Origin of the sequence: Azoarcus sp. L1K30, assembly GCF_018122735.1 — a bacterium.
Classification (GTDB): Bacteria; Pseudomonadota; Gammaproteobacteria; order Burkholderiales; family Rhodocyclaceae; genus Parazoarcus.
Genome location: NZ_JAGRRD010000001.1, coordinates 1,167,714 through 1,191,405, shown reverse-complemented (window position 1 = coordinate 1,191,405; position 23,692 = coordinate 1,167,714). Strand labels below are relative to the sequence as shown.

Annotated in this window: 22 protein-coding genes and 1 pseudogene; 17 read left to right on the top strand and 6 right to left on the bottom strand. The window is 60.4% G+C overall.

What is annotated here, in order from left to right; genetic code table 11:
• Window positions 1-52: 52 nt before the first annotated feature.
• The 7 genes and pseudogenes from J5J83_RS22910 to J5J83_RS05240 all read left to right on the top strand — a co-directional run bounded on the left by J5J83_RS22910 (window position 53) and on the right by J5J83_RS05240 (window position 5,579).
• A complete protein-coding gene (locus J5J83_RS22910) occupies window positions 53-250 on the top strand; it encodes a hypothetical protein (protein ID WP_249115624.1) in 198 nt (65 codons plus the stop codon).
• Between the two features lie 187 nt (window positions 251-437).
• Window positions 438-1,613: a hypothetical protein gene (locus tag J5J83_RS05265; RefSeq protein WP_212346271.1), complete on the top strand. Its 1,176-nt coding sequence runs from the start codon at window positions 438-440 to the stop codon at window positions 1,611-1,613.
• Between the two features lie 102 nt (window positions 1,614-1,715).
• Window positions 1,716-1,994: pseudogene (locus J5J83_RS05260) on the top strand (transposase); the annotation flags it as partial.
• Between the two features lie 170 nt (window positions 1,995-2,164).
• On the top strand, window positions 2,165-3,634 hold the full coding sequence (locus J5J83_RS05255; protein ID WP_212346268.1) for an ATP-binding protein: 1,470 nt from the start codon (window positions 2,165-2,167) through the stop codon (window positions 3,632-3,634).
• Window positions 3,634-4,269, top strand: a complete 636-nt coding sequence (locus tag J5J83_RS05250; RefSeq protein WP_212346265.1) for a response regulator — start codon at window positions 3,634-3,636, stop codon at window positions 4,267-4,269. Before J5J83_RS05255 ends, J5J83_RS05250 begins: the two co-directional genes overlap by 1 nt.
• Before the next feature lie 102 nt (window positions 4,270-4,371).
• Window positions 4,372-4,863, top strand: coding sequence for a heme-binding protein (locus J5J83_RS05245; RefSeq protein WP_249115623.1), 492 nt, complete (start codon window positions 4,372-4,374; stop codon window positions 4,861-4,863).
• 65 nt (window positions 4,864-4,928) lie between these two features.
• Entirely contained in the window at window positions 4,929-5,579 is a 651-nt protein-coding gene (locus J5J83_RS05240; RefSeq protein ID WP_212346263.1) for an ankyrin repeat domain-containing protein, read from the top strand.
• A 412-nt stretch (window positions 5,580-5,991) separates the two neighbouring features.
• Here J5J83_RS05240 and J5J83_RS05235 read toward each other — a convergent pair whose 3' ends face one another.
• Together J5J83_RS05235 and speB are read right to left on the bottom strand one after the other, a co-directional pair.
• Entirely contained in the window at window positions 5,992-7,401 is a 1,410-nt protein-coding gene (locus tag J5J83_RS05235; protein WP_212346260.1) for a hypothetical protein, read from the bottom strand.
• An 81-nt stretch (window positions 7,402-7,482) separates the two neighbouring features.
• The gene (gene speB, locus J5J83_RS05230) at window positions 7,483-8,607 is read right to left on the bottom strand and encodes an agmatinase (protein ID WP_212346257.1); all 1,125 of its coding nucleotides are present in this window, start codon (window positions 8,605-8,607) and stop codon (window positions 7,483-7,485) included.
• On the opposite strand from speB, the gene J5J83_RS05225 reads away from it, so the two are divergent.
• Window positions 8,588-9,526 carry a LysR family transcriptional regulator gene (locus J5J83_RS05225; protein ID WP_212346254.1) on the top strand — a complete coding sequence of 313 codons (939 nt, stop codon included), beginning with the start codon at window positions 8,588-8,590 and terminating at the stop codon, window positions 9,524-9,526. The two genes, speB and J5J83_RS05225, sit on opposite strands and share 20 nt — an antisense overlap.
• Window positions 9,527-10,019: 493 nt before the next feature.
• On the opposite strand, the gene J5J83_RS05220 is transcribed toward J5J83_RS05225, so the two are convergent.
• On the bottom strand, window positions 10,020-10,718 hold the full coding sequence (locus J5J83_RS05220) for an SOS response-associated peptidase (RefSeq protein WP_212346251.1): 699 nt from the start codon (window positions 10,716-10,718) through the stop codon (window positions 10,020-10,022).
• A 24-nt stretch (window positions 10,719-10,742) separates the two neighbouring features.
• On the bottom strand, window positions 10,743-11,030 hold the full coding sequence (locus tag J5J83_RS05215) for a hypothetical protein (RefSeq protein ID WP_212346248.1): 288 nt from the start codon (window positions 11,028-11,030) through the stop codon (window positions 10,743-10,745).
• Window positions 11,031-11,461: 431 nt separating this feature from the next.
• Here J5J83_RS05215 and J5J83_RS05210 point away from each other — a divergent pair, with 431 nt between their 5' ends.
• Window positions 11,462-11,974 carry a hypothetical protein gene (locus J5J83_RS05210; protein ID WP_212346245.1) on the top strand — a complete coding sequence of 171 codons (513 nt, stop codon included), beginning with the start codon at window positions 11,462-11,464 and terminating at the stop codon, window positions 11,972-11,974.
• A gap of 38 nt (window positions 11,975-12,012) precedes the next feature.
• Here the strand turns inward: J5J83_RS05210 and J5J83_RS05205 are convergent, their stop codons facing one another.
• The gene (locus J5J83_RS05205) at window positions 12,013-13,401 is read right to left on the bottom strand and encodes a sorbosone dehydrogenase family protein (RefSeq protein WP_249115622.1); all 1,389 of its coding nucleotides are present in this window, start codon (window positions 13,399-13,401) and stop codon (window positions 12,013-12,015) included.
• 706 nt (window positions 13,402-14,107) lie between these two features.
• Between J5J83_RS05205 and J5J83_RS05200 the strand changes: the two genes are divergently transcribed.
• From J5J83_RS05200 to J5J83_RS05170, 7 genes are all read left to right on the top strand, one after another.
• On the top strand, window positions 14,108-14,395 hold the full coding sequence (locus J5J83_RS05200; RefSeq protein WP_212346242.1) for a hypothetical protein: 288 nt from the start codon (window positions 14,108-14,110) through the stop codon (window positions 14,393-14,395).
• A 169-nt stretch (window positions 14,396-14,564) separates the two neighbouring features.
• Window positions 14,565-14,957: a hypothetical protein gene (locus J5J83_RS05195; RefSeq protein WP_212346239.1), complete on the top strand. Its 393-nt coding sequence runs from the start codon at window positions 14,565-14,567 to the stop codon at window positions 14,955-14,957.
• A 76-nt stretch (window positions 14,958-15,033) separates the two neighbouring features.
• Window positions 15,034-16,065, top strand: a complete 1,032-nt coding sequence (locus J5J83_RS05190; protein WP_212346236.1) for a sodium:calcium antiporter — start codon at window positions 15,034-15,036, stop codon at window positions 16,063-16,065.
• 82 nt (window positions 16,066-16,147) lie between these two features.
• A complete protein-coding gene (locus J5J83_RS05185) occupies window positions 16,148-17,644 on the top strand; it encodes a carboxypeptidase M32 (RefSeq protein ID WP_212346233.1) in 1,497 nt (498 codons plus the stop codon).
• A 310-nt stretch (window positions 17,645-17,954) separates the two neighbouring features.
• Window positions 17,955-18,143: a hypothetical protein gene (locus tag J5J83_RS05180; RefSeq protein ID WP_212346230.1), complete on the top strand. Its 189-nt coding sequence runs from the start codon at window positions 17,955-17,957 to the stop codon at window positions 18,141-18,143.
• 163 nt (window positions 18,144-18,306) lie between these two features.
• Window positions 18,307-19,365 (top strand): histidine kinase dimerization/phosphoacceptor domain -containing protein, encoded by a 1,059-nt coding sequence (locus J5J83_RS05175; protein ID WP_212346227.1) that lies wholly within the window; start codon window positions 18,307-18,309, stop codon window positions 19,363-19,365.
• Window positions 19,362-21,815 carry an EAL domain-containing protein gene (locus J5J83_RS05170; protein ID WP_212346224.1) on the top strand — a complete coding sequence of 818 codons (2,454 nt, stop codon included), beginning with the start codon at window positions 19,362-19,364 and terminating at the stop codon, window positions 21,813-21,815. The genes J5J83_RS05175 and J5J83_RS05170 overlap by 4 nt, the downstream gene beginning before the upstream one ends.
• A 30-nt stretch (window positions 21,816-21,845) precedes the next feature.
• Here the strand turns inward: J5J83_RS05170 and J5J83_RS05165 are convergent, their stop codons facing one another.
• Window positions 21,846-22,394, bottom strand: a complete 549-nt coding sequence (locus J5J83_RS05165) for a CYTH domain-containing protein (protein WP_212346221.1) — start codon at window positions 22,392-22,394, stop codon at window positions 21,846-21,848.
• A gap of 208 nt (window positions 22,395-22,602) precedes the next feature.
• On the opposite strand from J5J83_RS05165, the gene pstS reads away from it, so the two are divergent.
• On the top strand, window positions 22,603-23,670 hold the full coding sequence (pstS, locus tag J5J83_RS05160; RefSeq protein WP_212346217.1) for a phosphate ABC transporter substrate-binding protein PstS: 1,068 nt from the start codon (window positions 22,603-22,605) through the stop codon (window positions 23,668-23,670).
• The last annotated feature ends 22 nt before the right edge of the window (window positions 23,671-23,692 follow it).

The following is a 23,692-nucleotide window of genomic DNA, read 5'->3' as shown; positions in this document are numbered from 1 at the left end:
GCTCACGCTCGAACTTGTCACGCAGGGCGTTGCCGACAACCGACCGAGGCGGATGGCTACCATCTGGGAGCGTTACGGCATGTCGGGCAAGCGCCCACTCTTGCCGGTGCTCTTCGATGTAGAACTTCTGCGGATCACACCCAAGGGGCTATGGCTTCGGGGCTTTCAGTTCGACTCAACCAGCGGCGAGCGCATCCAGTTCGCGCAAGAGTGGTGGTGTGAGGTGATGGGCGACAACTACGGTCGGTAGGAGCGCCAGACGCTTCGCTTGTACAAAGTAAGCACCCGGCAAACTCACCTGTTCATTGCGGTGTAGTCCGCTGAAGCAGCATAAGGACGACCGCTTGGAAGGCGGAAAACGTAGGGCACCTCAGTAAAGGCATGAGCGCAGGCGCACAAACAAGCCTTCGCGGCCGCCGTTGCGGCCATGAAGGCAATTGAAAAACAACGCGAAGGTCGTTTCCGAAAAAGATGCCACGACGAAATTCGGTCTGAATCTCAGTACTGGCGCGATGTCGCCGGTTTTTGCATCAGCCTGCTATGGGTGTGGAATGAAAGACGACGATTCGAGTGAATTCCATTTTTGGAATCCGAGAAGTTACTTGGTGGGACTGAACCGAACAGTTTTTGGGCGGCATGTTTCAGCGCCGTTTATCTTGCTGCGAGGATGGTTACTGCGGCTTGCCGATCATCGGAAGTATGCTCCAATCGCGGGGAATTTATTTCTATTTATTTTTCTTCCTTTTGCTGTGGTATCTTTTTTTTATATAAGAATGCCTGACTACTTAGGTTTCTTGGGGATCTCTCGGTCCTACAATAATCCATCTCTCATTTTGAATTATGATATGTGGCGCGACGAAGCAAGTGTTGCGTATGAGAAATTTAAAATACAAGATGGATCAAAAATATGCCCAGAAATCGACAGGAAGATTCGGAGTATATTTTCGCTTGCTGAATCTGATAGTGATGCGGGAAGGCTTGAAGAGGCTGTAAAGAGTCTTATGAAGGCTAAGAGCATGGCGGAAAGAGTGACCGCGAACATGGCTTATTCCAAGATTAAAGATGAAAGTGATGAGGTGCAGTACCAGACAAAAGTTGTCTATGCTAGGCGAGAAATTGATAGATGGAGTGAAATAATAGATTCGATGTCGAAATCTGCTGCAGAAAGTAGACGGAGTGCGTTGTCTCAATTTTTATCAAGCCTATATGAGCATGAAAAGGCTGTAGAGATGTGGCGGAAAAATATAGCGGATAATCCAAAAGGTGCAGATAAACGGGGTGAGTATGTATCTGAGTTGGGGGCTAGGGCTTCCAGTCCAAATGAGATGCTAAGGAAGGAAGAGGCTGCCATCAGTGCTCTAAAGGAGAAAGGACCTGATTTCACTGTTTCTGATCGTGATGAAGAGGAGATAAGGCTTTTTGGGAAAGCAAAGAGCATTGTTCTCGGTGGACTTGTGGAAGCAGAGGCTGCCCGGTCAAAAGGGGCGGCAGTTGTTGCGACGAATATTCTCGATAACTCTATGTCTGATGCGAGTGCAGTTATTGAACAGGAACGCGCATTGCCGCACCGTCCGCCTCCATCCAGAAATTTCTATGTTTGTAGTGTCGAATAGGGTGACGATCTGTGCTAGTTATCGGGTTGATGCAAAACTCAGTGAACGAACAGTCGAATTGATTGTCATAGATGCATTCCCAAACCTCCCGTCTTGAAAGCGATGCGCGGCCAACTCGATCCTCAGTCCTCGATGTTCCATTGCTTTTCGCCAGAGTCGCGCGTGCCCGTGGATCATCCGTTGGGGCGGGTGAAGAAGTTGGCTGATCGAGCGCTCGCCGCCATTTCGGCAGATGTGGGTGTGCTGTACTCGAGTGTCGGCCGCCCGTCGATCCCGCCCGAGCGCTTGCTCAAGGGGCAATTGCTGATCGTGCTCTATTCGATTCGTTCGGATCGGCAATTTTGTGAGCAGCTCGACTACAGCATTCTCTTTTGCTGGTTCTGACTGGAAGTGCCTGAACGCTACAACCACTCAACCTTGCGCATCGCGAGTGGTCTTGGCGTGCAACGGGGTAGTGATTGAGTCTCCGATCCTTGAGAGAATGACTCTCGATGGACGTTTGCAGGTAAATTGGGGGTTCTTCGCCGCCAATGTCGCTCATGAGACGTCGCGTGTTCCTGCCATTTGTCGTGCTCTGGCTTTCGCTCTCGCTGGTTGCCAGCGGTATCGAAGTGGTTGCCAGCCATGCCCGGCACGAAGATGCCTTCCAGACGGATGCTCGCATCATCCACCGCCTGCTCAGCCAGCGCGCCGTGCAGCACGAGGCCATCCTCGCAACCCTGGCGCTGCTTCAGCCGGGAGGGCAGAATGCCGCGGAGCAGGCGGCACAAAGGTTGCCCGCGGTATATTCGCAGATTCTTCGCGTAGAGCGGTGGATGACGGCCGCTCCCCGGGATGGAAGATTGCCGGTCGCGCTGGCCGCAGCGGCAGCTGAATCGCAACGGCAGCGCCATGCCGTGCTGACCGCTATCGACGCCAGCGCAGGACACTACTGGCTCGTGCTCGCGGCCCGCCCGGCCAGCTACGCGCTCGAAATCGACATTCATTCAATGGTGCCGTGGGACGAATGGCCGTTGCCGCGGCAGGACAGCCCGGTCCGTGTCGTCCTGCAATTGGACGATCAGGAAATAGTTGTATCACCGGGCGTGGTGCATGAAGGCGGCGCGTTGGTCCAGCGCCTCAGCTTCAGCAAGACGATCGCGGCCGACAGTCAACCTTTCACTGTCGCGGTCAGCCGCCAGCTCGGCTGGCGCAGCCTGCCTTGGGGGCGGCTGGTCTTGTGGTGGCTGGGTTGCGCTGCATTGTGCGGCCTGCTTGCCTGGCTGCAGGTGCAGCGACGGGCCCGCCAGCGCGCCGAAGAGATGCTGCGTTTCGGTCAGATCGCGCGTCTGAACACGCTCGGCGAGCTGGCAGCCGGCCTGGCGCATGAACTCAATCAGCCACTGGCGGCCGTCTCGGCCAACGCCCAGGCAGCCAGTCGCTTGCTCAATAGCGAGCCCCCCGATCTCGACACCGCGCGTTACGCCATGACCCAGGCCGTCGGCCAGGCCCGCCGTGCCGCCGAGGTATTGTCCCGCCTGCGTCGGGCGATTGAACGCCCAGGCCTGGCCGAGCGGATGGAGCCCGTCAATCTGTATGCCGCCGTACGCAATGTGCTCGCCCTGCTGCAGGCCGAAACCGACCGCCTCGGTCTCAAACCTGCGCTGGACGGTGATGCCGTCTTGCAGGTGCAGGCGGACCCGGTGGCGCTGGAGCAGATCATCCACAATCTGCTGATAAACGCGCTGCAGGCAATGGCGGATACTCCGGTACCTGCCCGCCGGCTCGCTTTGCAGATCGAGGCGGAGGATAGCGTGGCACGGCTGACGATTGCAGATGGCGGTCCTGGCATTCCGCCGGAGGCGTTGCCGCACCTGTTCGAACCGTTTTTCTCGACCAAGGAGAACGGGCTGGGTCTTGGGCTGAGCCTGTGCGAAACGCTTGCCACGGGTATGGGCGGGCGCATCGATGCGGCTAATCTTGCGGAGGGCGGTGCCGCGTTCTGCCTGACCTTGCCACTGGTGATTCGGGAGCGTAATTGATGAGCGTGCCGCTTTCGCCCTTGATCCATCTGGTCGATGACGATGCCGCCGTGCGCGATGGCCTGGCATTGCTGATCGGCACGGTCGGCCTGCGCGTGCACACCTGGGCCAGGCCGGAAGCGTTCATCCGCGATTTCGATCGGGAGAGCATCGGTGCCATCGTGCTCGATATCCGCATGCCCGGAATCAGCGGTATGACGGTGCTGGAGCAACTGATCGCGCAAGGGGTGGATCAGCCGGTGATCATGCTCACCGGCCATGGCACGGTCGATCTCTGTCGGCGTGCCTTCAAGGCAGGTGCCGCTGAATTCCTCGAAAAGCCGGTCAATGACGAGTTGTTGATCGACACCTTGCAGCAGTCGGTTCGCCGGCACGTGCAGTCGCGGCATCGCCATCAGGCCGACCGCCTGGCGCGAGAACGCTATCAACAGCTCTCGGAGCGCGAACACGAGGTGCTGGATCTGATCATCGCCGGTCTGACCAACAAGGAAATTGGCCGCGCGCTGGAAGTCTCGCCGCGCACTGTCGAAACACATCGGGCCAATCTCTTTGCCAAGCTGCAGGCTGATTCGCTCGCGCAACTCATCCGCCAGTACGCAGCGCTGGTCGAGGCAGACGATAGCGCGACTCCGTAGTTTTACGGAGGTCGCCGCGTATTGGCCCGAATGCCCCGCGGGGCCGGGTCCCCCTATAGTTCCCTCACGATTTATCGAAGCACCAATATCGAGGAGAACACCATGACCCAACTGCGCAAACTTGCCGCTGTCGTACTCGCATCCGTTGCCGTCACCGCCCATGCCGACGCTGTGCGCAGCGAAAAGAACATGTCGCTCGAGCTCGCCAACCAGATTGCCAGTGCTGCCATTGCCGCCTGTGCCGCCAACGGTTACAACGTTGCCGTGACCGTGGTTGACCGGGCAGGTAATGTGAGCGCCGTGCAGCGCGCAGACACCGCCGGTCCCCATACCTTGGGTGCCAGCCAGCAAAAGGCCTTTACGTCTGCCTCTGCGAAGAACAACACTTCGGCCATGCTGGAGGCCTCGCAGAAGAATCCCGGCGCGGCCACCCTTGGCAACATCCCTGGCTTCCTGCTGCTCGGCGGCGGCGTTCCGGTCAAGGTCGGGAATGAGGTTATCGGCGCAGTCGGCATCGGCGGCGCGCCAGGCGGACACCTGGACGAGCAATGCGCCGTCGCCGCACTCGACAAGGTCAAGGATTACCTGCGCTGAGGAGAAGCATGGTGAGCGTATGCATCCAGCGAATCATATTCAGTCTCGCTGCCGGTGCAGCGCTCATGCTCGCACCGACAGTACAGGCCCAGATACCGCCATCGGCTGGCGAAATCGCCCAATACCGAGGTCTGCACGCTGCCGCCCAGCACGGTGACGTGGGCGCCATCCAGAGAGGCATTGCCGACAAGGCCGACCTGAATATCCGCGACCTCTATGGCCGCACACCACTCCATGTGGCGACCTATGCCCGGCAGCGCGAGGTCATCAAGATGTTGATGCAAGCCGGGGCCGATCCGGGGCTGCTGGAAGACGATCGTTACGATGCCGTGACCATTGCTGCCGTAGCTGACGACGAAGACAGCCTGCGCCTGCTGCTCGCGCTCGGTGCCAGCGCAAGATTGACCACCAGCCGTTACGACGGCACTGCGCTGATCGCAGCTGCCCATCTCGGCCACGACGGCATCGTACGCCAGCTGATTGTCGCAGGCGCGCCGCTCGACCACGTCAATAACCTGCACTGGACCGCAGCCATCGAAGCCGTCGTGTTGGGCGATGGCGGCCCACGCCACCAGGCTACGTTACGCGCCTTGGTCGATGCGGGTGCCAACCTGCAACTTGCCGATCGCCACGGCAACACGCCCCTGATGCTGGCCAGGCAGCGTGGCTACGTGGAGATGGTGAAGATCCTGGAGGGCGCACGGAGCAATCCCTGATTCGCGCTCGCCAGAAGAGGAACAGAAAATCCGACATCCATTTTCACAGTGTCTAGTGGCGAGAGATAAACAGCGCAGCTCTTGGCAAGGAAGCGCATCAATTGTCACTCGAACCGACTGACTTCCGAAGGTCATGCGGCAGAGATCGATCAGAGTGGCATCTGCGTGTCTGGTGATCAGATGTGTGGCGGGGCGTTTCATGCACTCGACCGGAAAGGGGGAAGCGGTTCGAGTGAGATATCGGAGAGATACGTTCGGCGGCACCAGGTCTGAATCTGGGCGCCTTGACGCTCAAGTGATCGTCCAATGAGCTTTCGTCGATTGGAGATCCTTCACATACGGGCGGCTCTGCCAATCAGTGAGCCGCCCGTAGCCGTCGAAGCGCTGGTGCGCTTCGTGTTATTGATTGACCTTATGCATTTGCATCAACGCGATCCTTTTCCCACTCAATAAGGTCGCTCGGCTGTGGCCCTCCGACGAACGCACTGACCAATCCCATGATCATCGCGCTCGATAGGATGCCGTATACGACGGGTTCTGAAGCAGCCGCACCAAACTTTGCCAGACAGAAGCTGACGATGACTCCGCTCGCCAGAATCGAGCTGATTGCACCCTGCCAAGTTGCCTTCTTCCAGAAGAGAGCGGCCATGATCGGCACGAACAGGCAGCCTGACAGGTACGAGTAAGCCGTATCGAGTGCGACAAAGACGTCGCCGATGAAAATCGCAAGAACGATGACCGCCACGCTGACGACTGCGGTAACCCAACGTGATACTGCGAGCTCTTTTTGTTCATCGAACCCGAGTACAGGCTTGAGCAGGTCGTTCGTAATGAGCGTGGCCGAAGCCAGTACGGTCGAGCTGACCGTCGACATCAACGCGGACATCAGTGCGGCGAGCACGATTCCGCTCAAGCCAGCGGGCATCACTTTGACTACCAGTTCCGGCAGTGCGTCTTGCGGTGAGTCCAGATTGGGAAGCAGGACGTAGGCAAGGACTCCGCAGACACCCATGGCTGCACCCCAGCCAATGGAATAGATCCCGGCCGAGATCGAGCCGAATCTTGCGACGCTTTCGTTCTTTGCGGTGAAGATCCGTTGCCAGATGTCCTGTCCAATCATGATGCCAAGGTACAGAGACAGAAACAGCCCCAGCAACCGGCTGCCGCTGATGTTGGTGAGGGTCAGAAACTCCTCGGGAACAGCCGCCTTGACTGCCGCAACACCGCCAGCCGCATCAATTCCGGCTGGGATCAGTAGCGCGACACCGACCGTCATCAGGATGAACTGGATGAAATCCGTAATCGTGATTGCGATCATGCCTCCAATGAGTGTGTAGGCCATTGTTACGACGCCACCCACGACAATGCCGGTTGCCAGATCCCATCCGAGGAGTGCTTTCAATACGGCACCAAGCGCAACGATCTGAACCACGGAGATCAGCGTTGAATAGATGGCAGCAATGATCGCGCTGACATAACGTGTCCCATGCGCATAGCGGCGCTCAAGCATTTCGCTCAGCGTGAAGACCTTCAGTTTGGCGAGTTTTCCAGCGAACCCCAAGCCGACCGTAACGACCCCGAGTCCGAACATGAGCGTAATCCATGCACCCGATAGACCATGCTGAAAGCTCTGGGATGCAGACCCGAACGTGGAGCCGCCGCCAAGGATCACAGTTGAAAGACAGGGGAAAAACACCCAGTAGGGCAAGTTTCGATCGGCAACAAGATAGTCGGCCGTAGAGGTCAGCTTTCGCATTGCTACAAAGCCGCACACCAGCATCAGTACGAAATATCCAATCACGATGATGACATCGATATTCATGGGAGGCTCCTTTGGAGTTTGGATCATTGCGCTGGCGGGCTGCAGGAACAGGGTCCGGATCAGTTCCGCCTGGCATGAGATTTATTTTTGTTGGTTCAGCGAGTCGGCGAGAACGCAGAGGATCTCGAACATCATCGTTGCCCCGACCAGCGCGGTATTGCCACTGGGGTCGAAGGGCGGCGACACTTCGACAACGTCTCCCCCGACCAGATTGAGACCACGTAGGCCACGTAGCATCTTTTGGCAGTCAAAGGTGTTCAGACCACCGATCTCAGGTGTGCCGGTACCGGGGGCATAGACTGGATCCAGCGCATCCACGTCGAAGGTCACGTAAGTGAGACCATCACCGACGACGCGTCGAGCTTCTGCGATCACTGCGTCCGGCCCCAGGTCGTTGTATTCCTCAATGGTGATTACGCGGATACCCTGCTCAAGTCCCCAGTCGCCATCGTTCGCGTCGTATACGCCGCCGCGGATGCCGATCTGGACGGTGCGCTTCGGATCGAGCACTCCCTCTTCGATTGCGCGGCGAAACGGCGTGCCATGGGTGTACCTGTAATCGCCGAAGTAGGTGTCCCAGGTGTCGGTGTGGGCATCGAAATGAACCATGCCCATCGTTCCGTGCTGATGCGCGAGCGCCCGGAGAATCGGCAGGCTTACCAAATGATCGCCACCGGCAGACAACGGTGCGATGCCGCGGCTGACGACGTCGCGATAGAAGGTCTCGATCATCTGGATCGTATCGTCGATGCTGACCGGATTAACTGGTGCATCTCCCAAGTCCACACAATTGGCCAACTCGTAGGGGCTCATCCGCAGGGCCGGATGGTAATTGCGCATGAGCGAGGACAACTCGCGCACTTGGCGAGGCCCGTGGCGTGCGCCGGGTCGGTTGGTCGTGCCGCCATCCCACGGCACGCCGATCAAGCCGATATCGGCGAAAGCCGCCTCACTTGGTGGCAGATATGGAAGCCGCATGAAAGTGGAAAGGCCCGCGAAGCGCGGTACGATTTCCGAGGGAGTAGGGGTGTAAAGGATCTTTTTCGCAGACATGTGTCGCCTTTGGCAGATTTGGTTGAACGGATCCGACGGTTTTTCGCGGAGCGTGCGATTCCGGCGTGGAAAAAGTATCTGCGTGAGCGTATGTTTCAATAAATGATTTTTATTGAACATTTGGATAACAAACATGGAAACAAAATCAGCCAAGCGAAAAGGCCTCTATGGGAAGGTCAGCGACATGGATATCCACTTGTTGAGAGTGTTTCGAACGGTGGTGGAATGCGGCGGTTTTTCCGCAGCCGAGGTCGAGTTGAACGTCGGGCGTTCAGCGATCAGTCGCTATATGAAAGATCTGGAGATCAGGCTGGACCTAAGACTGTGCATGCGGGGGCGGTCGGGCTTCATGCTTACGGACCACGGCCGTGTTGTGTACGAGGCCACACTGCAGTTGTTCTCGGATCTCGAACGCTTTCGCACCGCGGTCAACGCTGCCCATAGCCGGCTGGTGGGGACACTCACCTTGAGCTTGACCGACGATATGGTTGCCGACACAAACGCTCATACCAGCCTTGCGCTGGCTCGATTTCGCGAGATTGGACCGGACGTCAGGATTGAGCTAAATGTCGGTTCGCCGAATGAGGTGGAGCGTGCCGTTATTGAGGGACGTGCGCTCGTTGGTGTCATTCCGTTTCATCACCAACTGCCAGCAGTGCAGTATTGCCATCTGTATGATGAGACGCTGTTTCTCTACTGTGGGGCAGGGCATGACATCTTTCATGTCGCAGATGCGGACCTGAGTATCGATTTGATCAAGGCTCAGGATTTCGTTGTTCCGGGCTATACGCTCAATGCCAGGTTTCAGGCGCTCTTCCCGGATAAGAGTCCGGCTGCTCGGACGAACAAGATTGAAGGCGTGACCACCTTGATTCTGAGCGGGAAGTACATCGGCTTTGTGCCGGAGCAGTTTGCACAGCGATGGGTGGGGGAGAACAGAATGCGGCCCCTGTTGCCAGCGAGTCTCTTCTTTCATACGCCATTCATGGCCATTACGCACAAGGACGCTCAACCCAATTTGCTTCGCGATGCATTCCTGGCGGAACTGCGTGCAGCACATTCAAGAATCTAGACAGCAGCGCTCAAGATTTCCTGGAAGCGTTCCGGCTGATGCACGGCGACAATTCGCACTGATCGGAGCGTTGCCGACGACTGCATGTTATGCCGACTGAGGACCGAACAGGTGAGAGGCAGCGAAGTCAATCACGTCGGATTCGCCAGACAATCGCGTGGGCGGGCCAACGGAGAACCAGCTCCGCAAGCGATGTGATGACTGACCATCAGTGGCAATGAACAGTCCCGGTCCGATTGTCCAAATGGCAACACTGCCCAGGGGGCGAGCTCTTCCGGCAACCACCGCCATGCTCCAGGGTTTCGTCAGCCCTCGAACTCCCGAATGAGCACTGGGCGTGCGCTTGCGTTACAGCAAAGCCGGCAATGGCAAGGAAGACGACAAGGTACGTTCGTATCATTTTTATCACTCGATGACGCGCTTGATGGAAGGTTGCAGATGGGCGCGCGTGCATCATGCGCTATCCGGAATTGATTGGCATCGCGGCATACGCCTAGATCTCGACGGGCTCGATGAGTCCCGGCCCTTGTGACCGTGGATTGCCAACCGCCCGGTTCACCGGATGGAGCGCCATCTGCTCCGGCGGGAACTGACCTGCCAGCTCGTGCACAATCTGCGCATCGGTGATGCCGGGATCAAGCCAGGCGGCGTAATCGTCAGGCTGAAGTATGACCGGCATCCGGTCGTGGATCGGGCGCATCAACTCATTCGCGGCAGTGGTGAGAATGGCGAAGGTAAGCAGCGGGCCGTCGGTACCGGCCCAATGCTCGAGCAGGGCGGCAAAGCCGAACAGCTGTTCGCCGGCAGGGCGAACGAAGAACGGCTGCTTGAAGTCGGGGCCGGGCCGCCACTCATAAAATCCCGAGGCCGGGACGATCACTCGCGACTTCCTGAACGCGTGCCGGAACATCGGCTTTTCTGCCGCCGTCTCGATCTTCGCATTGATCGGTTGAGCCAGCTTCCCGGGGTCTTGCACCCAACTGGGCAACAGGCCCCAGCGCGCCCGGATCAGCTCGCGTGCGGCGCCCGGGCGCGTGCGGATAACCGGTGGCGACTGGGATGGGGCGATGTTGTAGCTAGAGAACGGATCGACGGGCATGTCGCGCGGCTTTTCATCGACATCATCGTCGACAATGTCGAACTGATCATAGAGGCGGGAGCGAGGCCCGTAGAGCGCATATCGACCGCACATGGTGCCACCTCCTTCGTCGAGATCTTAGCCGTGTCTGTGGCCGCGACCGTGCTTGTGGTCGGGCTTTGCTGCAGGCTTGTCGGGCCCGGCGACGGGATAGCGAATGACGGTTACGACTTCGTCGGGCTCGAACCAGAATTCGTTGTTCGGTGGTTCGAGGCGGCCAACGGTCAGTCGCACCAGCCCGTCCACCAGGCTTGCCGCGGTGATGGTTTCCCACTGGAAAGTGGGGTGGGCATTGGTGCCCGGACCGTCGTACAGATGGTCATCCGGCCGGACTTCACTCGCCGGGATGCTGATTCGGTTTGTCATCGTGCCTCGCGCCTGGGTGGCATCTGTGCCCCCATGATTGCCACGGCGTCATCATGCGCCATTCTGAGCGTGTCTGCTTTGCGTGCGCCGCTCGATCACACGGTTGATCAAGGGGGTGTGGTTAGCGCGCATCCGGTCGGGTGGCATCGTATTCGTCAGCTAGCAGGGCGGCGAGGGAACTCTCGTTGCCGACGCGTTTCCGACGAGTGAGGGTGCTCGCGTCCGGCCAACCGTTAATCAACGAACAGGTGGGAGGGTAATCGAGTCGACAGGCAGGACGAACGCGGACCGCATTGCTTGAAGCGATCCTGCAGCGGTGGACGCCTGAACCATGCACGGTTCCAGGGTGTGCAAGCGAGTACCGCGTGCCGCGGCACCGTTCGCGGAGCCCGGGCACAGCGTCTCATGCTCCTCCCGCCAAGGAGATTCACATGAGTGACGATCGCCACTACGTATCCGGCTTCTTTGCCAATCGCGAAAGCGCCATGATGGTTGCTGCCAAACTGCTCGATTGGGGACTGCCCAGTGACCGTGTGCATGTATTCGAGAAGGACTCGTCGCGGCTCGACGAACCGTCCAAGCCGCAGTCGGGCGATGTACTCGCAGATGTTGCGGTGGACGGGGCGATTGGTGCGACCGTCGGCGCCGGTGTCGGCGCGATCGGGCAGTTCGTTCTGACCGCCGCGAATGTCAGTCTGTTCGTTGCCAGTCCGTTGATTGCGCCGCTTGCCATGCTGGGCTGGGGCGCCACCCTTGGAGGCTTGATCGGTGCTGCTGCAGGCGCGCAGAAGGACAGTGAGAAGTTCTCGGCACTTGCCCGGGATGCGGTTGCCAGTGGTCAGGTCGTTCTGCTTGCTGACACCCGCAGCGCGGCCGAAACCATTTTTGCCGAGGAGACAATCGAAGCGGCCGTTGGCGCGTACAAGGAGAAGACCGTTAGTTAGGTCGAGGCCTTGGCGTGGCCGTGTCCTTTGCGTCGGTCTCAGCGCGTGCCGGCATCGACGGCGCTGACCCGCCACACGGTATTGCCGACGTCGTCGGCCACCAGCAGTGCGCCTTGCCTGTCGAAGGCCACGCCGACCGGACGACCATACGCGGTACCTTCCGCGCTCAGGAATCCGCTCAGGATCGTTCGCGGCAGCCCTGCCGGCTTGCCGTTCGCGAACGGGATGAAGATCACCTCGTATCCGCTGTGAACCGAGCGGTTCCATGAACCGTGCTGACCGACCACCATGCCGGCACCGAAAATCGCCAGTGCATCCTTGCCATCGGTATAGGCCAGTCCGAGCGAGCTCGTGTGCGCGCCCAGCGCGTAATCCGGCTTGATTGCCGTTGCGACCCGTTCGGGTTCGCGCTGCTCGACCCGGTTGTCGGTGTGCTGGCCGAAATAGCTGTAGGGCCAACCGTAGAAGCCGCCGCGCTGCACTGACGTCATGTAGTCGGGCACCAAATCGTCGCCCAAACCGTCACGCTCGTTGACCGAGGTCCACAAGGTGTCGCCGACCCAGGTCAGCCCCACCGGATTGCGCAGCCCGGAAGCGAAGATGCGGTGTGCGCCGCTGTCGGCGTCGACCTCCCATATCGCAGCCCTGCCGCGCTCCGCGTCGAAACCATTCTCGGCAATGTTGCTGTTGGAGCCGATGGCGACGTACAGCCTGCGGCCGTCTGCGCTCGCGATCACGTTCTTGGTCCAGTGATGGTTGATCGGGCCGCCGGGCAGGTCGGCAACCTTGACCGGCGCTGCCGTGATCCGGGTCTGGCCCGTCTGGTAGGGGAATTTCACCACTGCATCCGCGTTGGCCACATACAGGGTGTTGCCGACGAGGGTCATGCCGAAGGGCGACTGCAGCCGGTCCAGAAATACATGGCGCTCGTCGAGCTTGCCGTCACCGTCGACGTCCCTGAGCAGGGTGATGCGGTCGGCACTCGCATCGCCCGCGCCAGCGATGGACTTTACCTGCCTGACGATCCACGCCTTGATGCCCGATGCGCCGCCGGGATAGTGCGGCGCGTTGCTCTCCGCGACCAGCACATCGCCGTTGGGCAGAACGTACAGCCATCGAGGGTGCCGCAGACCGTCGGCGAAGCGAGTCACGCGCTTGCCCTTCGCAGCCCGTGGTTGGTCGCCGTCGGCCCATCCGACTGCGCGAGCAATGTTCACCGTCGGAATCAGCGAAGTATCGGCTGTGGGCAGTCGGGGATCCGGGCCGAACCCGCTGCGTGGAGTGTGACCCTGAGTGCTCTCGGGCGACATGCGCGCCGGTTCGCTGGTGCTTTCACGCAGGGCGTCACGTTTGAGGCACCCGCCGAGCGCTAGTAGCGCAAGGCACGAGACGATTACATTCGTTACGGTGGGGCGAAGCATGATCATCTCAAATCTCCTTTATCCATCCGGCAGTTCAACGTGTGCCGGTCAGGGCGCTGCATCCGCACATGCAGGTGCGCGACGGCTGCCGTCCTCAGTGCAGCACCGGGGCCACGATCATGCCGCCCGCCCGCCACGCCAACGCGTGTGCGGCCTCTCGATCCGTGTCGCGATCTGCTTCGTTCTTATGGCGAGCGTATCGACTGCCACCCTGCGGCGGGCGCATGGAAAATGTGACGACGTTCGGCGCGCGCCGTTCCCCTGAAGGGCTTCACGATGCAATTCGATCGCGCCTGTCCAATGCCGATGTCACCCGCGCCGAATGCGGCTGCCCGCCCGGATCGGGCCGTCGCGGCCTGCCTGCCACGTTCGAATTTGCGGCGGTGGAGGCGCCTGCATGCACCCTTTGTTCTTACTGCCAGGCTATGGCACGAGCATGGATGGATGTCAGGTGAAAGTCGGTAGATGAGTTTGAACCGGATTGAACTCTCACTTAGCGCAGGGTTCAACCTTAAGCCGGTGCATGAACCGCATGGACTGAAATGCATCGGCGGGTTCGCGACCGTGTGGCGCCTGACGGCGTTATCGGGCGGGTCTGTGTCACTCGATCGATGCCCTGTCGGATCCGGTGAAATGACGTACGCGGCGAATCCGGCTGCCTGACCGACGACGGGTTCCGTCGTCGGCAAACTCACGGAATAAGGAGACAGGAATGAGCGACAAGAAAGAATACATTGAGCGCATGCAAGCAAAACTGGATCAATGGAGTGCCGAGATCGACGTGCTGTCGGCAAAGGCAGACGTTGCCGAAGCCAAGGCGCGTGCCGGCTACCTGGAGCAGATCGAGGCCTTGCGCCACAAGCGCAGCGAAGCGCGGCAGAAACTGGACGAAATGAAGAGCGCCGGCGAGGGCGCGTGGCAAGACATGAAGGCCGGGGTGGAACGTGCTTGGGACGCGGTCGGCGAAGCGGTCGATTCGGCTCGATCGCGCTTCAAGTAGGGCGCCGATCACGCGTCCGCGCCGGTACGTCCGGTTCGGGCATTCACTTCCGACGACCGAAAAGGGGGAAAAGATGAATCATCAGATGAAAAGCCTGACTGTTCTTGCGACCGCTGTTGCGCTTGCATTTCCATCGTTGGCACTCGCGGCGGGGAATGACTCAGGAAAGATGGCGAATGATCAGACCACCGCAAAAGAGGTCCGTCACGAGGTCATCGACGCTGCAGATGCGATCAAGGACTACACGGTCGACAAGCGCGACGAGGCTGCGGCAAAGGCCAAGGCTGCGCTGGATTCGATCGATGGCCGTATCGAAACGATGCAGGCAAGAATCGAGAAAAAATGGGGCCGTATGGATGCGGCCGCGCGTGAGAAGGCCCGGCAATCGCTGCGCGCGTTGCAGCGCGAGCGGGTCGAAGTGGCCGAGTGGTACGGCGGGCTCAAGAACAGCAGCGCCGCGGCGTGGGAGCACACGAAGGCCGGGTTCTCGAAGGCATACCGGGCCTTGCGCACCGGGTGGGAGAAGGCCGAGCAGGAATACGCCGACGACTCGAAACAGTGAGCGCGATGGTGCGAGCTCTTGCGCCAGGCTCGCTGCTCCCCAGGCGTGAGGGCCGTCGCGAGAACGCAGGCCGCGGATGAATGCCGCCAGCAACATGCCGCTATGGGGCAACGTGGCCCTGTTTGCCGTGACCACGCTACTGATCGGCATTGGCGGCTGGCGGTTGGCAAGTGTCGCCGGACGGATTGCCGAACGGACCGGTTTGGGGCAGGCGGTGACCGGGGCCGTCTTTCTCGGGGCGACAACCTCGCTGCCGGGATCGGTGACCTCGATCACTGCGGCTTCGAACGGTTTTGCAGACATCGCCGTGGCCAATGCGCTCGGTGGTATCGCCGCGCAAACGGCCTTTCTGGCGATTGCCGATATCGCCTACCCGCGCGCCAACCTCGAGCATGCGGCCGCCTCGGCGGCAAACATCATGCAGGGGGCCATGCTGGTCTGCATGTTGGCGCTGATCCTGATCGGAATGACCGGGCCGGACATGACGGTTCTGGACGTGCATCCGGTGTCGCTCATGCTGCCTTTGGCTTACGTCGGCGGTTTGCAGCTCGTATCCCATGCGTACTCGAAGCCGATGTGGTTGCCGCGTCAGACGGTGGAGACACGAAGCGAAGCGCCGCAGGGTACGCGGCAATTCAGGGGCTTTTCCCGCCTGTGGATCGAATTCGGGGTGCTCGCAGCCCTGGTCGGGGTTGCCGGGTGGCTTCTTGCGCGCAGCGGCATGGCGCTGGCCAGGCAAACCGGGCTCTCGGAGTCGGCACTTGGCGGCGTGTTCACTGCGGTTGCGACCTCGTTGCCCGAACTGGTGACGGCGATCGCCGCAGTGAAACAGGGCGCGCTCACGCTCGCGGTCGGTGACATCATCGGCGGCAACGTGTTCGACACGCTGTTCGTAGCCGTGTCGGACGTCGCCTACCGCAGTGGCTCGATCCTGCACGCCGTCAGTCTGCACCAGGCCTTCCTCGTCAGTGTCGGCTTGCTGCAGACTGGTGTGCTGCTGATGGGTTTGGTAAGGCGGGAAAAGCGCGGTATTGCCAACATCGGCTTCGAGAGTTTTCTGGTGCTGCTCATTTACGCAATTGCCGTGCTGGTGACGCTTACCCGGTAACGCCGGCCGCGCAATGCGTTTCCGGTTCGGCAACCCACCGCCGGGTGGTCCGACGTGAAATCAAGAAGGAGTAATGCTTCCCATGTTCTCAGCCTATTCGGAACTGCAGTCGATTTACGCGCAGCTATACCGGCTGGGCCATGTCGAGTCGATCCTGGCGTGGGATCGCAGTGCAATGATGCCGCCCGGGGGCAGCAGGGCGCGAACTGCTGCGGAGGCCGAATTTCGTCGCCTGATCCACGGTTTGCGCCGTCAGCCCCGACTGGCCGGCTTGATCAGCCAGGCGGAGGACGAGCCGCTGGATGCATTGCAGCGGGCGAATCTGCGCGAAATCCGGCGTGACTGGCTCGAGGCCAGTGCGCTGCCCGAGAGTCTCATTGCGGCGAGTGCTCAGGCGACGGCTCAATGCGAGCACGCCTGGCGTGATCAGCGCCCGGCCAATGACTGGCCGGGCTTCATGGAGAACTTCGGCGAAGTGCTTCGCCTTGCGCGCGAGGAAGCGCTCCGGCTTTCCGATCGCACCGGGCTTGCGCCCTACGATGCATTGATCGAACGCTACGAGCCCGGGATGCGGATGGACGTGCTCGATCGGATGTTCGACGGGCTGCAGGGCTGGCTGCCTGACATGGTCACGGCGGCAATGGCGATGCAGGAGCGGGCGCCGGCGATTGCGCCCGCCGGCCCATTTCCGCTCGCCGCTCAGCGCGAACTGTGCAGGGCGCTGGCTGGCACGCTGGGTTTCGATTTCAATGCGGGCCGGCTGGACGAAAGTGCGCATCCCTTCACGGGTGGCGTGCCCGAGGATGTGCGAATCACGGTCCGCTATCGCGAGGATGATTTTCTCCAAGCGCTCAATGGCACACTCCACGAGTGCGGGCACGGACGTTACGCTCAGGGGCTGCCCAGGGAGTGGCTGGAGCAGCCGCTCGGTCGCCCGCGCTCGTTTGCCATCCACGAAAGCCAAAGCCTGTTCGTCGAAATGCAGATCGGGCGTAGCCGGGCGTTTGCCGGTGTGCTGGCGCCCATGCTCGGCGCCCATTTCGGTGACAGGGCCGGCTTCGATGTCGACAACCTGTACCGGCTGATGACGCGCGTCGCACCCGGGCCCATTCGTGTGGCGGCCGACGAACTGAGCTATCCGGCGCACATCATCCTCCGCTATGAGATCGAGCGCGACCTGATCGGCGGCGAGATCGAGGCCGGGGACATTCCGGCGCTGTGGGACGAGAAGATGATGCGCCTGCTAGGGGTCGATACCCGAGGGGATTTTCGCGATGGCTGCATGCAGGATATCCACTGGGCCAAGGGCGCATTCGGCTATTTTCCCAGCTATGCACTGGGCGCAATGTACGCGGCGCAGTGGTTCGTCAGCCTGCGCCGCGACCTCGAGGGCCCCGAAGAGTGCATTGCCAACGGCAGGCTGAAGCCGATTTTTGACTGGCTGCAAGCACAGATCTGGTCGCAGGCGAGCAGGTGGGAAACCCTCGAGCTGGTGCGTCGGGTGAGTGGGAACGAACTCGATCCGTCCCACCTCAAGGCACACCTCGGCGCACGCTATCTGGGATGGGGTGGGCATTGAATGCTGCCCAAGGCGAGCCGGATCGCATTCAGCCGAGCCATTTGTTTAGCCAACGGCGCAGCGCGGAGATCATCGGCCGCAATTTCAGCTCGCACCGGTCGAGCAGTCGTGCCGCGCGCAGCGATCCGGATCCGATCAGGCTCAGGCCCACGGCCAGTCAGTGTTCTCTGAGGCGATCGAGCATTGTCGGAGGATAGTCGAGTCTTCGACTTGCTTGGGAAGCGAGCATGATGCCTCGCAATTCCCGTCAATGAATCCTGTCGTCCGCCGCTGCGTGGCGGCGCCGGACGCTTGAAGGCGGAACTGACCAATGACCAAGAATGAAAGGTTGCGTGCACAGTGCCACAAGCCTGCGCTGGAACGGAGCGATGACGAGCTGCATGAACCGTTCAAGGCGTTTATCAGTGCGCAAACCACGGCGAGCAGATTCCTGGTGGCTGCGCTGGTCGCGGCTGTTGGTGCCTCAGTGCTATTGCGCGGTGGCCCGCAAGAGCGCTAGGTTCGGGGTACTGAAAGCCTGTCCTAGGCTGTGCTGGGAGTTCTCCAGCGGGAGGAACCACGCAGGTCTGCCCCCGTCCAATCAATTGGCGAAACACTCCGGTGCAACGCGCCGATTGCGGATGGGCTAGACTTGGGATACTTGGCAGGACTCGAGGTGAATAATGAACGATGCATTGCCAGCAAGCATGCCGCCGACCGGTGAGGGCTCGTTCAGACGGGTTGTCGAGTGGGCTCCGACTGCAATGGTGATGGTCGACCGCAAGGGGCGTATCGTGTTGATCAATGCGCAGGCGGAACGGGTATTTGGCTATCCGCGCCAGGAGTTGCTCGGACAGTCCGTTGAAAAGCTCATTCCTGGACACCTTTCGACCCACCACCCTGCCTACCGGGAGGGGTTCTTCGCCGATCCTCATCCAAGACCGATGGGAAGCGGGCGCGATCTGTATGCACGACACCGAGACGGAAGTGAGTTCCCGGTGGAGATCGGGCTCAATCCGATCGAGACCGACGATGGCGTGATGGTGCTTGCCTCCATCGTCGACATCACCGAGCGTCACCGAGCGCAGCAAAAGCTCGAGCGCGCGCTCAACGAGAAGACGGCCTTGCTCAACGAGGTACACCATCGCGTCAAGAACAACCTTCAGGTGGTCTCCAGCCTGCTCAACCTTCAGGCTTCGCACACCTCCGACGCGCGCTTGAAGTCGGTTCTGGCCGAGAGCCAGAATCGACTGCGCGCAATGGCCTTGACGCATCAGTTGCTCTATGAGGGGAAGGACTACTCACGAATTGATCTGGGAGAATATCTGGATCGACTCGCGCAGTTGCTGCTGGGAAGCTATCGCGAGGACAGCGTGCGCATTTCCTTGCGTACAGTGATGCCGACAGGGCCGCTTTCTCTCGATCTCGAGCGTGCTGTGCCTTGCGGGCTGATCGTGACCGAGCTGGTGACAAATGCATTCAAGCATGCATTTGTGGGGGGGCGCTCGGGAGAGGTCCGTATTGAGTTGCATGCAGTCGCCGACGCGCTTGAGCTAGTCGTCGCTGACGATGGGGTGGGATTGCCCGCAGGTTTTGACCTGGAAAACGTGAAGTCGCTGGGTTTGCAACTCGTGCCCCTGCTGGCAGAGCAGCTCGGTGGCGACTTTTCGCTCGGAAGTGGTCCGGGTGCGCGCTTTGCCCTCAGGTTTCCCAGTATGCCGTCGTCCAGGAGAGCATCATGAACGAAATCAAGCCGGTCAAGCTCATGCTGGTGGAGGACGAACGCGTGGTTGCCTTCGATCTGAAGAATCAGCTCCAGTCCCTTGGATATCAAGTGGGCGCAATGGTCGGTAGTGGCGAGAAGGCATTGAGTTGCGTGGCCGAGGTCGCGCCCGACCTGGTACTGATGGATATTCACCTCGAGGGGGTTATGGATGGGGTGCAGGCCGCCACGGAGATCCAGGCGGTGCACCAGATCCCCGTCATCTATCTGACGGCTTTTGCGGAGGAGGACACGCTGCGTAGGGCGCTCGACAGCCGTCCGTTTGGCTATCTCGTGAAGCCTTGGGACATCCGCGAGCTGCACGCTTCGATCCAGATGGCGTTGGCGCGGCGGGAAGTCGAAGTTTCTGTGGAAAAAAGCGAGTTGCGTCTCAAGCTCGCGATGGATGCGGCTCTGCTCGGGGTTTTCGAATGGTTCCCGCAAACGGATCGCATGGTTGGTGATGGTCATCTCAGGGCCATGTTCGGCGACCGAGTGATGCCGATCGATGAGTCGTGGGAGAACGTTTTTCTGGCCCGTGTACATGAGGACGACCGCGACCGAGTCGTTGCGCAACTGAATCACGCGCTTGAAGGCGGCGAGGCCGCGCGTATCGAGTTTCGCACCGCGCAGAACAATGGTGGACCACATTTCGTCGAGGCCAATGTGAAAGCGCATGCCGGCGCCAAGGGCGTGCGACGGGTGGTCGGTGTCCTGCAGGACGTTAGCGAGCGCCATCGCACCGAGGACAGACTGCGCCAGTCGAGTGTTGTGTTTCATACTGCGGCTGAGGCCATTCTCATTGCCAACGCGCAACGCTGCATCGTTGCGGTGAATCCGGCCTTTACCCGCATTACCGGTTTTCGTGAGGATGAGGCGCGCGGTTTCGAGGCCGACCTTCTGCTGCGGGTGCGCCGCTTCGGACAGCGTGGCGCCGGCTTCTTCGACGCACTCGATGCAGGCGACGAGAGTTACTGGCAAGGCGAGGTGGTATGCCATCGGCGCAATGGTGATCGTTTCCCGGCATGGCAGAGCATGAGTGTGATCAGAAATGCCGCAGGTCGTGTCAGCAACTATGTCATCGCCTTTTCCGATGTCAGCGAAATGCATGTCGCCGAAGCGAAACTCCATCATCTGGCGCATCATGATCCGCTGACCGGCCTGCCCAACCGCCTGCTTTTCGACGACCGGCTCGAGCAGGCCATCGAGGTGGCACACCGCGAGCAGCAAGTGTGCCTGTTGCTGTTTCTGGATCTTGATAACTTCAAGGTCGTCAATGACACCCTTGGCCATTCACTGGGGGACGAATTGCTGCGAGTCGTGGCAGCCCGGTTGCGCAGCGCGCTGCGCGGCGCGGATACCGTGGCGCGACTCGGCGGCGACGAGTTCGTCGTGCTCGCCGGTGGTTCAAGTCCCGAGTATGCCGCCGATCTCGCGCAGAAGATCCTGCAGACGGTCGGCGCGCCGTTGACCTTGGGAAATGACGCAATCACCGTGTCGGGAAGCATCGGTATCGCAATCTATCCCGATAACGGTGTCGACCGCCTGGAACTGATGCGTGCTGCCGATATTGCCATGTACTCCGCGAAGGCGGCCGGCCGCAACCGGTATCAATTCTATTCTCCGGAGATGGCCGCACGCAGTAATGAAAGACTCGCCATGGAGCAGGGGCTGCGGCGCGCGATCGAAGAGGATCATCTTCTGCTCCACTATCAGCCTCAGATCGAACTGGGAAGCGGACACATTGTCGGGGTCGAGGCGCTGGTGCGTTGGTTGCATCCCGAACACGGGATGATCGAGCCGGCAAGGTTCATCCCCGTTGCCGAGGAGAGTGGCATCATCGATAGCCTGGGCAGTTGGGTGCTCGAACGCGCTTGCTCGGACATCCTCGGCTTGAAGGACAGGTGCGGTCGGCAACTGCGGCTCGCAGTCAACGTATCGGTTCGTGAGTTCATGCGCGACGACTTCGTCCAGTCGGTATGCGATACCCTGACGCGCACCGGCTTTCCCTCAGCGTGGCTGGAACTGGAAATTACCGAAAGCACACTGCAGGTCATCGAGCGAAGCCGCGAGGTTCTCAACAATCTCAAGAATCTTGGGATTTCGGTCAGCATCGACGATTTCGGTACCGGGTACTCGTCGCTCAGTGTGCTGTGCAATCTCCCGATCGATCGCATCAAGATCGATCGCTCCTTCATCTCTCATCTCCCCGAAAATCCGGAAGGGATTGAGATCGTGAGGGCAATCGTCGGGCTCGCGCGTTCGCTACGCCTGCAGATCATCGTCGAGGGCATTGAAAGGCGCGAACAGGCGCTCGAGTTGCGGAAGCTCGGTTGTGAGGGAGGGCAAGGCTATCTGTTTAGCAGGCCTCTGGCGTATGCTGCCCTGGTCGATCTGATGACCGCAGGCAATGGGGTGCTCAAGCGCTGAAATTGGAGGGTGGGCGAGCGGTGGCTGCGCTTACAGGCGGCAGGGTGAAGCGCCGTCCGCCGTGACCCCGGCCATTTCGTGGACGCCGCCGGGCCACGGGTGAAGGCGGATGTTCTCGGGAATCTGTTGAGTTTGTGCGAGGCAGAAATTGCCGAAGCGTGGATCGTGCGTCACCTCTTCGCCGATCCATCGGGGCAATTCGATCGGCGTGTGTTCATCCGGCAATTCGATTTCGGCCATGACCAGGCCGGCATGATTGCCGTGGAATACGTCCACTTCGAAAAGCTGGGACTGAAATGGCACCAGGTAGCGCGTCTTGCGGACGATGCGCTCGCCGCAATGTGCCGACAGCATGCGCAGCGCATCGGCAACGGGAATGCGGTATTCGAATTCGTCGCGGGTGATGCCGAGACGCGGCCCCTTGATGGTCAGAAAGGCCTGATCCGCACGTATCCTGACCCGCGTGCTCATCGCGCCGGGTTCCTTCGCGACATAACCCTGGACGATCTTGTCGCCATGGGCATCATGCAGAAATCCGATGTCGCGCACGAGAAACTTGCGCTCGATTTCGAGTGCCATGTTGGGTGACCGCTGCACTTACTTTTGAGGGAATGGATTCTAGCAGATCGGTGTGCGGGCGTATTGATACCGATCAGTCTGGCAGCGCGTGCTCAGAACCCCGTGCCCGGTGGAGACTTGGGAAGGGGCGGGCGTGCCCGACTGTCTCATGGATGTATTACTTAATGACTAGAATCGCGGCCCTTCCGTCTTCACCGCGAGGTTCCGAATGCGCGTTCATTCCCTGTTGCTCAATTGTGTGCTCATCCTATCCGTCATGCTTCCGACCAACGCGTTTCCCGCGTCGGTGCTTGCGGGGGCCGGATCATCCGCAGCGAGCCTGGTGTACGGGTCCTGGGCGCAGGCCTATGCCGATATCGGCGGCACGTCGATTCGGTACGACCCGGTGGGGTCGTCCGCCGGTCTGGCCCGGATCAAGGAAGGATCGGTCGATTTTGGTGCAAGTGACGTGGTGCCGGACGACCGGCAGAATCCCGGCGCGACACTGGTGGTGTTCCCGACCATGGTCACGGGCGCCGTCCCTGTGGTCAATCTGCCGCTGCCCGATCAGGTGGCCGTGCGCCTCGATGGCGCGGCGCTTGCTGACATCTTCCTTGGCCGTATCGCACGCTGGAATGCCCCGCGGCTTGCCGCGCTGAATCCGGGCGTAAGTCTGCCCGATCTGCCGATCCTGCGGGTCGTGCGGAGCGACGGTTCGGGTACGACGCACAATTTCTCCGACTATCTGTCCAAGGTCAGCGACGAATGGCGCAGCCGCTACGGGGTGGCATCGAAGTTCGACTGGGCCGGCGAGGTCATGCGGGCAAAGGGCAGTGGCGAGATGGCACGTCTCGTGGCCGCAACGCGTGGCGCGATCGGATATGTGGATTTCAGCTATGTGGTAGACAGGGGCTTGCGCGGGGTCCAGTTGCGAAATCGTGAAGGACGCTTCGTGGGCGCGAGTGCGGAGGCATTTGCGGCTGCACTTGCGGCCAGTGCCTGGCCCGCGACCGGCGAGTTCTCGTCCAGCCTGACCGACATGCCTGGTGCGCGCAGCTGGCCGTTGACAATGGGGACTTTTGTCTTGCTCGAGCGTCGCAGTCGCGAGCCTGCGCGTGCCCGTCAGGTGGTGGATTTCTTCACCTGGGCGTTTCTGCATGGCGACGAGCTGGTGGCCCGCGGCGCCTTCGTGCGTCTGCCCGATCGCGTCCAGGCAAAGGCCTATCGGGCGCTGACGTCGGTCGTCGATGTCCAAGGGAATCCGGTCGGATTCGGCGGCCTGGCGGCGGTGCGCTGAAGGGGCGTGAAGGGTGGGCGCA

Bases quoted from the DNA above. Each gene is read 5' to 3' on its own strand.
- J5J83_RS05220 (WP_212346251.1), bottom strand. From the start codon at position 10,718: ATGTGCGGTCGATATGCGCTCTACGGGCCTCGCTCCCGCCTCTATGAT.
- pstS (WP_212346217.1), top strand. From the start codon at position 22,603: ATGCGCGTTCATTCCCTGTTGCTCAATTGTGTGCTCATCCTATCCGTC.
- J5J83_RS05180 (WP_212346230.1), top strand. From the start codon at position 17,955: ATGACCAAGAATGAAAGGTTGCGTGCACAGTGCCACAAGCCTGCGCTG.
- J5J83_RS05225 (WP_212346254.1), top strand. From the start codon at position 8,588: ATGGAAACAAAATCAGCCAAGCGAAAAGGCCTCTATGGGAAGGTCAGC.
- J5J83_RS22910 (WP_249115624.1), top strand. From the start codon at position 53: ATGGCTACCATCTGGGAGCGTTACGGCATGTCGGGCAAGCGCCCACTC.
- J5J83_RS05240 (WP_212346263.1), top strand. From the start codon at position 4,929: ATGCTCGCACCGACAGTACAGGCCCAGATACCGCCATCGGCTGGCGAA.
- J5J83_RS05235 (WP_212346260.1), bottom strand. From the start codon at position 7,401: ATGAATATCGATGTCATCATCGTGATTGGATATTTCGTACTGATGCTG.
- J5J83_RS05195 (WP_212346239.1), top strand. From the start codon at position 14,565: ATGGCGAATGATCAGACCACCGCAAAAGAGGTCCGTCACGAGGTCATC.
- J5J83_RS05165 (WP_212346221.1), bottom strand. From the start codon at position 22,394: ATGGCACTCGAAATCGAGCGCAAGTTTCTCGTGCGCGACATCGGATTT.
- J5J83_RS05245 (WP_249115623.1), top strand. From the start codon at position 4,372: ATGACCCAACTGCGCAAACTTGCCGCTGTCGTACTCGCATCCGTTGCC.
- J5J83_RS05185 (WP_212346233.1), top strand. From the start codon at position 16,148: ATGTTCTCAGCCTATTCGGAACTGCAGTCGATTTACGCGCAGCTATAC.
- J5J83_RS05175 (WP_212346227.1), top strand. From the start codon at position 18,307: ATGAACGATGCATTGCCAGCAAGCATGCCGCCGACCGGTGAGGGCTCG.
- J5J83_RS05190 (WP_212346236.1), top strand. From the start codon at position 15,034: ATGAATGCCGCCAGCAACATGCCGCTATGGGGCAACGTGGCCCTGTTT.
- J5J83_RS05250 (WP_212346265.1), top strand. From the start codon at position 3,634: ATGAGCGTGCCGCTTTCGCCCTTGATCCATCTGGTCGATGACGATGCC.
- J5J83_RS05205 (WP_249115622.1), bottom strand. From the start codon at position 13,401: ATGATCATGCTTCGCCCCACCGTAACGAATGTAATCGTCTCGTGCCTT.
- J5J83_RS05210 (WP_212346245.1), top strand. From the start codon at position 11,462: ATGAGTGACGATCGCCACTACGTATCCGGCTTCTTTGCCAATCGCGAA.
- J5J83_RS05170 (WP_212346224.1), top strand. From the start codon at position 19,362: ATGAACGAAATCAAGCCGGTCAAGCTCATGCTGGTGGAGGACGAACGC.
- J5J83_RS05215 (WP_212346248.1), bottom strand. From the start codon at position 11,030: ATGACAAACCGAATCAGCATCCCGGCGAGTGAAGTCCGGCCGGATGAC.
- J5J83_RS05200 (WP_212346242.1), top strand. From the start codon at position 14,108: ATGAGCGACAAGAAAGAATACATTGAGCGCATGCAAGCAAAACTGGAT.